We start from the raw sequence: 8,736 nt of genomic DNA, 5'->3' as shown, positions 1-8,736 counted from the left end.
TTTTTTTTTAGTAGTCTTTGTCTTAAGCTTGTATTAAATACCTGCTATTACTCTTAACTCCTCCATCATACGACCTGCTAGACCGTCAGCATCCTCTTGTGTAGGAGCTTCTGTATAAATACGGATAATAGGTTCTGTATTTGATTTACGTAAATGCACCCATGACGTAGGGAAATCAATCTTCACCCCATCAATAGTACTTACTTCTTGATTGCTATAATTCTCAGCAATCTGTTCAAGAATCATATCAACATTTAATTTAGGTGTCAATTCGATCTTATTTTTACTCATATAATATTGAGGAAAAGAAGCTCTTAATTCAGCTACTGTTTTGTCTTGTTTTGCTAAATAAGTTAAAAACAAAGCTACTCCTACTAACGAATCTCTACCATAGTGAATCTCAGGATAGATGATTCCGCCGTTACCTTCTCCACCAATCACTGCATTAGTTTCTTTCATTAAAGTAACCACATTTACCTCACCTACCGCTGAAGCATTATATTTACCTCCTCTATTTTCTGTTACATCTCTTAAAGCACGAGAAGAAGAAAGATTAGATACTGTATTTCCTGGCGTTTGACTTAATACATAATCTGCTACGGCAACTAATGTATATTCCTCACCAAACATCTCACCATCGTTAGAAATAAATGCTAGTCTGTCTACATCTGGATCTACCACTATACCAAAGTCTGCTTTTTCTTTTGTAACTAATGCACAGATATCACCTAAATGTTCTTTTAACGGTTCTGGATTATGCGGAAAATGACCATTAGGTTCACAATATAGTTTTACTACTTCTACTCCCATACGCTCAAGTAATGCAGGAATAACAATTCCTCCAGACGAGTTTACTGCATCTACTACTACTTTGAACTTTCTTTTCTTCACTGCTTCCACATCAACAAGTTTTAACTTTAAAACTTCATCAATGTGAATGTCCATATAATTATCTTTTCGAACAATTTCCCCTAAATGATCAACATCAGCAAATGAGTAAGTATCTTTATCTGCTAATTCAATAATTTTAGCTCCTTCTTCGCCATTTAGAAATTCTCCTTTTTCATTTAAAAGTTTTAGTGCATTCCATTGTTTTGGATTATGTGACGCAGTAAGAATAATTCCTCCATCTGCTTTCTCCAAAGGAACGGCTACTTCCACAGTTGGAGTTGTAGATAATCCTAAATCAATTACATTAATCCCCAATCCTATCAAGGTATTAATAACTAAGTTGTGAATCATAGGTCCTGAGATACGAGCATCTCTTCCTACTACCACAGTCAATTGATCTTTATCTGAATTATCTTTTAAGAATGTTCCATAAGCTGAAGCGAATTTCACAGCGTCAATAGGTGTTAAGTTATCACCCACTTTTCCTCCTATTGTACCACGAATCCCAGAAATAGATTTTATTAATGTCATAAGTTTCCTATTTTTGTTGTAGTACAAAGATAAAATAAATTACCACAGCCCCTCAGCTATAATTTAGTAAAATACCCTATTTTTAGAGGGGACACAATTATCATATGAATTTTTTAGCCCATATCTATTTATCTCAAGAAGATGACTTATTAAAAATCGGAAACTTCATAGCAGACAATGTTAGAGGTAAATCTTATTTGGAATATCCTACTAGAATTCAACAGGGAATACTTTTACACAGAGAAATAGATACCTTTACTGATAATCACCCACTTTGGCGAAAGAGTAAAAAACTCATTGTACCACAATATAATCATTATGCTGCTGTGATCATTGATATGTACTACGACTACTTTTTGGCAAAAAACTGGCAAAGCTATTCTCATATTCCATTAGAAGAATATGCTGAACAATTCTATACTATTTTACGAAAGCATCAAGCATTGCTCCCTGAAAAAATACAGAACTTTATGCCTATTATGTTTAGAGAAAATTGGTTAGTAAAATATAAGACAATTGAGGGACTGCACTATATCTTAACGCAAATGGATCGCAGAACTAAAGGTATTTCTAAAATGGGAAATTCTACAGAAGAATTATTGCTACATTACCACGAAATTGAGAATGACTTTACATTGTTTTTTGATGAATTACAAGACCATGTTGCCGAATTTACTAAGACTAGTCGTTTCTTACTTACCTAAGGATACATTGCGCTTTTACTGATAAACTGCACAAATTTCCCATCACTTAAATTCAAGCAAACAATGATTACTATGAATAACTCAACATTATTTATAAAAAAATAGTATCTTTTAAAAAACTCACTATGTAGTTAATCCTTTTTTGATTTATTTTTGCACCATGAAATTCTTCAATAAACATCGTATTAAATATTATTTGAATCAGGTTTTTAAGTATTCAGAAGGGATATTATTCTTTTTGAAATCAATACTTTCTAATCGTCAATTCCTATATCTATCTTGTGTTTTAGTAGGCGCATCATCAGCTATTGCGGTTATTGTATTGAAGTATTTCGCGCACTCTGTTTTTCGTTTTGCCTCTTATATTGACAACTTATCCCACTTACCTTATACAAATAGTATTCTACCTATTATAGGTATATTACTAACTGTATTTGTAATCAAAAAGTTTCTTAACGGTTCAATAGAAAAAGGTACTTATCAAATTATGATAGCCGTGGCAAAAAAGTCAGGTATCATGCCTCGAAAACAAATGTATTCTCAAATTATTACCAGCTCATTAACTGTAGGTATGGGAGGATCACTAGGACTAGAGTCACCGATTGCTATTACAGGTGCAGCATTTGGTTCTAATTATGCACAAAATTATAGATTAAACTATAAAGACAGGATATTACTTCTTGCATGTGGTGTAGCGGCTGGTATATCTGCCGCGTTTAATGCTCCTATTGCTGGTGTACTATTTGCTATTGAGATTATTATTGTAGATGTTTCCGTATCAGCTTTTATCCCTATTATGATTGCTTCTGCAACTGGGACAATTGTTTCTAATCTTATTATTAAAGAAGATATCTTATTGTCATTTAAGAATCAATTAGTTTTTGATACGGGTAATACATTTTACTATATTTTATTGGGAATATTATCTGGTTTTTTCTGTGTTTATCACGCACGTATGTTTAGAAAAACAGAAAAATATATCTCTTCTAAGTATAAGAATCACATCTATAAGAGAGCCTTATTTGGTGCAAGCTTATTGGCTTGTCTTATATTTTTATTTCCGACATTGTTTGGGGAAGGTTATGAAAGCATTAAAATATTAACTAGTGATTCACCTGAAAACATTCTAAACAATTCCCTATTGAGTAGTGCCATGGGAAATCAGTGGGTATTACTATTATTTGTACTTGGAGCAGCAATTGTCAAAACTATTGCAGTAGGTCTTACTTTAGGTAGTGGTGGAAATGGTGGTAACTTTGCCCCATCCCTATTTGTTGGATCTTATTTAGGTTTCTCACTAGCTAAATTACTTACACTATTTGGCTTAAAGGATATTCCAATTCAAAATTTCACAGTAGTCGGTATGGCAGCTGTATTAAGTGGCTTATTTCACGCTCCACTTACCGCTATTTTCCTTATTGCAGAAATTACGGGAGGATATGGGCTTATGGTACCATTATTAATCGTTTCTTCTATAAGTTTTGCTATCTCAAAACATATGGAAAAATACTCTATGGATATCAAAAGTATTGCTACTACAGGATTAGTATTTACCTCTGATAAAGACTCAAATATTCTTTCGACTATTAATCCACAAGAGCATATCAAAAATGATATTAAAACCTTAAACCTAAAAAACACTACTTCTGATGTAGTTGAAATATTTACACACACTTCTCAAAATTTTATACCGATACTTGATGAAAGTGATAAAGTAATAGGTATTATTCAACTAGATAAGATTAGAAACATTGTTTTTAGCTCATTTCAGGCTAAATATACACCTATACAAGATTTAATAGAACCAGCGATCATTCTGTCCTACTACGACAGTACAAAGATTTATTTTGAAGCTTTTGAGAAAAATAAATTATCCTACGTAATGGTTCAAAAAGATAAGAAATATGTGGGATATGTCGCAAAAAGTGACTTAATGGAAGCTTATCGTACAAATCTTAAATCATTGTTAATTGATTAATTAACAATGCAATATATCAATATACACTTCGTTATCTTATTATAGAAAGTTTGAAAAGGGTACAAATAAAAAAAGACCATCAAACGATGGTCTTCTTTCTGCAAATTTATGTGATTCGTTTTAAAAATTCTTGAAATAGAACAACAAAACCAAATCCCTTTTAAAGTAGCCAGCTCAAAAGAAATTAAAAAATAAAAAATCTATTTCAGAAAACAAATACACTATAATGTGTTGCGTGTTGAATTACTTTGCCTTCGTAATTCTATAACAAATGTACTGCTTTTAAATTGAAGAAAAAGAGATATCCTTAGTTTTTAACAATTGGTATCCAAAAGAGATACTACTAGTATTACATCATAAAATACAGCTTTTTATTCAACAAAACGCTGTTTCCCGATGTTATTTTTTGTTAAAATATCGCTTGTAGCAGCATATATTAGTACTTTTACATATTCTGTTTTTTTCAATTAAACTTTGATAAAAATAGTTATTTCAAAGAAAATTATAATTTAATAATTAGTTCTAATTACTACATTTAATGCAAGCGAAATTTATAAAAGAACTGCTACATAAGAATGAAAGCTCACAATCTTTCTTAGATAAATATAGAATCGAAAAATACATTGATACGTTATATCACTTTTTATTTCAGTTAGAAGATAAAAAATACTTATCAGAACAAGCTTTAAAAATACGTATTGAGACTTTAAAGAATGAGTTAATATCTATTCTTTTTAACATCAATAACAACGTTGAGAAATCCCACAAAATAGCTGATGACTTTTTTGAAGCAATGCCTTCTGTTTATTTTACATTGCAGACAGATGCACAAGCAATCTTAGACAATGACCCCGCTGCTACTTGCCTACAAGAAGTACATATCGCCTATCCTGGTTTTTATGCTATTACGATTTATCGTTTTGCACATCAATTACAAAAGCAAAACGTAATCTTACTTCCTCGTATTTGGACAGAATATGCCCATAGTAAAACAGGGATTGACATCCACCCTTCTGCCTCAATAGGTAGCCATTTTTGTATTGACCACGGTACTGGAATTGTAATAGGAGAAACTTGTGTAATAGGGAATAATGTAAAAATTTATCAAGGTGTTACGTTAGGAGCAATATCTGTTTCTAAAGATAAAGCTAATACAAGACGTCACCCCTATATTGAAGATAATGTAATAATCTATTCAGGAGCAACCATATTAGGTGGAGACACCACTATTGGTCATGACAGCATAATAGGTGGTAATGTGTGGTTAACAAAAAGTGTCAAACCAAATTCTATTTTATATAGCAAGAGTAAAATCTACTCAAAAGATCAAGAAAATTACCCAGAACCTATTAACTTTATAATCTAAATCAAAAAAAACAATTATAGTATGAAAGTAAATAATGTATTAGAAACCATAGGAAATACTCCTCATATCAAAATCAATAAACTTTTCCCAGAAGATATTAATGTTTGGGTAAAACTTGAGAAACAAAATCCAGGTGGTAGTTTAAAAGACCGTATTGCCCTTGCAATGATTGAAGATGCAGAAGCAAAAGGACTTATTAATAAAGATACAACTATTATAGAACCTACTTCAGGAAATACTGGCGTAGGACTTGCTATGGTTTGTGCTGTAAAAGGATACAAATTGATACTTGTAATGCCAGAATCAATGAGTATTGAAAGACGTAAATTAATGGCTGCTTATGGTGCAAAGTTTGTTTTGACACCAAAAGAATTAGGTACAGCAGGATCAGTAAGTAAAGCAACAGAACTAGCAGAAGAAATTGAAAACTCTTGGGTACCTCAACAGTTCAACAATATGGCTAATCCTGAGATTCACCGCAAAACAACAGCTCAAGAAATATTAAATGACTTCCCTGAAGGAATAGATTATTTAATTACTGGTGTTGGTACAGGAGGACATATTACAGGAGTAGCTGAAGTTCTGAAAGAAAAATTTCCTAACCTAAAAGTATATGCTGTAGAGCCAGCTAATTCACCTGTATTAAGTGGTGGAAAACCAGGTCCTCACCCATTACAAGGTATTGGAGCAGGGTTTATTCCTAAAGTGGTGAATACTTCTATTTTTGATGGGATTATTACAATTGACAAAGATGAAGCTTACCAATATACGAATCGCATTGCAAGTGAAGAAGGAATCTTGGCAGGAGTATCTACTGGAACTTCTCTAGCTGCAATTGCTAAAAAACTACCTGATTTCGAAAAAGGAGCTACTATTCTAACTTTCAACTATGATACTGGTGAAAGATACTGGTCAGTTGCAGATTTATTTGATGAGAAATCAGCAGAAGTAAAATAATATTTAACCCCTATAATTTAAAGGCTTTCAGTTACTTGAAAGCCTTTTTTCATGAAGCATAAAGACAACAATTGTCAAGTCAATAAATCAAATAATCGTTTTAAAAATTAAAGTTGTAATTTTGCGTATCATAACAGTTAATATAGATAATCATGCTTAAAAAATCATTCCTTATTGCAGGCTTAGCTTTTGCAGCGCTAACTGCATGTAATTCAGTCCCTCAAGGTACCGTAGCTACATCTGATAGTGCTTTAAATAACATTGAAGTTAACGGTAAATTATACGCTGCTGTATTCCAACAAAGTGCTGCTGAATATCAAGCATTATGTGCACAGGCTTTTAATATCGCTACTTTACAATTAGACCGCATATTAGAGGAAAAACATGAAAAACCATTAGCAATTGTTACAGATATTGATGAGACATTCTTAGATAACTCACCATATGCTGTCAGAATGGCAAGAGAAGGAAAATCATATAGCCAAGAAACTTGGACTGAATGGACTTCAAAAGGTGAAGCTATTCCGTTATTAGGAAGCCAAGAATTCTTTAAATATGCTGCTTCTAAAGGTGTTGAAGTATTCTATATTACAAATAGAAATCAAAACGACAAACCTGGTACAATGAAAAACTTAGTTAAATACGACTATCCTTTTGCTGATGATGCACATGTAATCGTGAGAACTGCTGAATCAAGTAAAGAGACTAGACGCCAAAAACTAAGTGAAACTCATGAAATAGTAATGCTGTTAGGAGACAACTTATCTGACTTCTCTACATTATTTGACAAAAAAACACCAAGTGAGCGTTTAGAAAACGTAAAAAACAATAGAGCATTATTTGGTAAGAAATTTATTGTACTTCCAAACACTGGTTATGGTGACTGGGAAGCTGCTTTATTCCAATACAAAAAAGATTTATCTACTGAACAAAAAGATAAAATCTACAATAGTAGCGTAAAAGGGTTTTAATTAAAGCGACAAATAAATTACCCCTTTTTAAACGTTATTAAAAAACAATAAACTAACAGCTATATTTACATGAAGAAATTATTTACACTTCTTTCTATTTTTACAATCGTAATAGGATTGAACAGTTGTTCTAGCGATGACAACGACGCTATTCCTGCACAAGGAAAATCTTTAGAAGGAACATGGGAATCTTACCAAGTATCGTATATCGCTTACGATAAAGATGGAAATGAAGTACATAAAGGAACTAACTATCCTTTTAGCAGTATGCCATTTGGTAAAGACCCTATCGTACTAGAAGAATTTATTATTAATGATAAACAAAATGTTATCTTTAAAGAAGTATCTAAATCTGGTGTAGAAACAACAGAAAAAGCTTCAATCATTGATAATAAAAATATAGTATTTGACAATAAAGATCGTGAAAGCAGAGTAATTTCAAACTTTACAATTGCTGTTCTTACGCTAAAGTATAAAATGGTATTAGGTGATACCTACGCAGACATGACCGTTACTTATACTAAGAAATAAAGAAGACTATACTTCAAACTATAAAACAGAAAGCCTTATCAAATGTATGATAAGGCTTTTTTTTAGGAGTTTATCTGTAATTAAACATATCTTCAACTCTAAAAAAGATCTTTCTCTAAAAATCGATTCCCATCAAAAACTTATAACTGATATTCTAAACAAAAGGAATATTGTAGTAGTATAATGTTGGATGCTAACATAAAAAGTGCATCGTCCCTACATAATGACTCTATTAAATACCCCTATTTTAATAGAGGCACTATGGACTCACCATGGACTCACCATGGAGGCATCGCCCATTATTCATATCTAGTTGTACAATATTTGTATAAGTAAGAAAGCACAAAATAACCTTTACTAATTCAATCAAATTTCCACTATTGATTATTTACTATTCAAGTCAGTTAGAATTAAGCTTACATAAAGTTCTTAGATTGTCAAAAAAAGAATCAATACACCTCTAACAAATAATCATTTACAAGTCATCCACCCCCTATTTATTAAACAATTATCACTTAATTAAAGCGTATACAAATAATTTCTCAAAACTACATACTTTCAATTATCATAATTTTTATTATTTGATCTTAGTTTTTTTCATATATTGAAACCCTATTAACAACAGAAAACTAAAATGAAATCATCAAAAAAGAAAAAAGCCAAACCAATTTCTCTACTACAAGCACTCATACCCATGATCTTGCTAATCATACTTCTTGGAATTAACGTATTTGTTTATGAAGATGAAGCATTAGCTGGTAGTAATCAATTTATACTTCTTATAGGAGGTTTAATTGCCATTGCTAT

Annotated in this window: 7 protein-coding genes and 1 pseudogene; 7 read left to right on the top strand and 1 reads right to left on the bottom strand. The window is 31.7% G+C overall.

What is annotated here, in order from left to right:
• Positions 1–33: 33 nt before the first annotated feature.
• A complete protein-coding gene (glmM, locus tag RH98_RS14115; protein ID WP_010256385.1) occupies positions 34–1,422 on the bottom strand; it encodes a phosphoglucosamine mutase in 1,389 nt (462 codons plus the stop codon).
• 104 nt (positions 1,423–1,526) lie between these two features.
• Between glmM and RH98_RS14110 the strand changes: the two genes are divergently transcribed.
• The 7 genes and pseudogenes from RH98_RS14110 to RH98_RS15675 form a co-directional block, all read left to right on the top strand.
• Positions 1,527–2,126, top strand: coding sequence for an acyl carrier protein phosphodiesterase (locus RH98_RS14110; RefSeq protein ID WP_010256382.1), 600 nt, complete (start codon positions 1,527–1,529; stop codon positions 2,124–2,126).
• A gap of 160 nt (positions 2,127–2,286) precedes the next feature.
• Complete coding sequence (locus RH98_RS14105; protein WP_026038920.1) at positions 2,287–4,104, top strand: chloride channel protein; 1,818 nt, start codon at positions 2,287–2,289, stop codon at positions 4,102–4,104.
• Between the two features lie 538 nt (positions 4,105–4,642).
• Positions 4,643–5,470, top strand: coding sequence for a serine O-acetyltransferase (locus RH98_RS14100; RefSeq protein ID WP_010256377.1), 828 nt, complete (start codon positions 4,643–4,645; stop codon positions 5,468–5,470).
• Between the two features lie 21 nt (positions 5,471–5,491).
• On the top strand, positions 5,492–6,427 hold the full coding sequence (gene cysK, locus RH98_RS14095; RefSeq protein WP_010256374.1) for a cysteine synthase A: 936 nt from the start codon (positions 5,492–5,494) through the stop codon (positions 6,425–6,427).
• A gap of 152 nt (positions 6,428–6,579) precedes the next feature.
• A complete protein-coding gene (locus RH98_RS14090) occupies positions 6,580–7,398 on the top strand; it encodes a 5'-nucleotidase, lipoprotein e(P4) family (protein WP_010256370.1) in 819 nt (272 codons plus the stop codon).
• A gap of 69 nt (positions 7,399–7,467) precedes the next feature.
• A complete protein-coding gene (locus RH98_RS14085; RefSeq protein ID WP_010256367.1) occupies positions 7,468–7,929 on the top strand; it encodes a hypothetical protein in 462 nt (153 codons plus the stop codon).
• 634 nt (positions 7,930–8,563) lie between these two features.
• Positions 8,564–8,736 (top strand): annotated as a pseudogene (locus RH98_RS15675) (sodium:proton antiporter); the annotation flags it as partial.

This window comes from Myroides injenensis M09-0166 (assembly GCF_000246945.1).
Lineage (GTDB): Bacteria > Bacteroidota > Bacteroidia > Flavobacteriales > Flavobacteriaceae > Flavobacterium > Flavobacterium injenense.
The sequence above is the reverse complement of the archived record's forward strand: the minus strand, read 5'-3'. Positions and strand labels throughout refer to the sequence as shown.

Excerpts from the sequence above, each read along its gene's own strand:
- glmM (WP_010256385.1), bottom strand. The coding sequence starts at position 1,422 with ATGACATTAATAAAATCTATTTCTGGGATTCGTGGTACAATAGGAGGA.
- RH98_RS14110 (WP_010256382.1), top strand. The coding sequence starts at position 1,527 with ATGAATTTTTTAGCCCATATCTATTTATCTCAAGAAGATGACTTATTA.
- RH98_RS14105 (WP_026038920.1), top strand. The coding sequence starts at position 2,287 with ATGAAATTCTTCAATAAACATCGTATTAAATATTATTTGAATCAGGTT.
- RH98_RS14100 (WP_010256377.1), top strand. The coding sequence starts at position 4,643 with ATGCAAGCGAAATTTATAAAAGAACTGCTACATAAGAATGAAAGCTCA.
- cysK (WP_010256374.1), top strand. The coding sequence starts at position 5,492 with ATGAAAGTAAATAATGTATTAGAAACCATAGGAAATACTCCTCATATC.
- RH98_RS14090 (WP_010256370.1), top strand. The coding sequence starts at position 6,580 with ATGCTTAAAAAATCATTCCTTATTGCAGGCTTAGCTTTTGCAGCGCTA.
- RH98_RS14085 (WP_010256367.1), top strand. The coding sequence starts at position 7,468 with ATGAAGAAATTATTTACACTTCTTTCTATTTTTACAATCGTAATAGGA.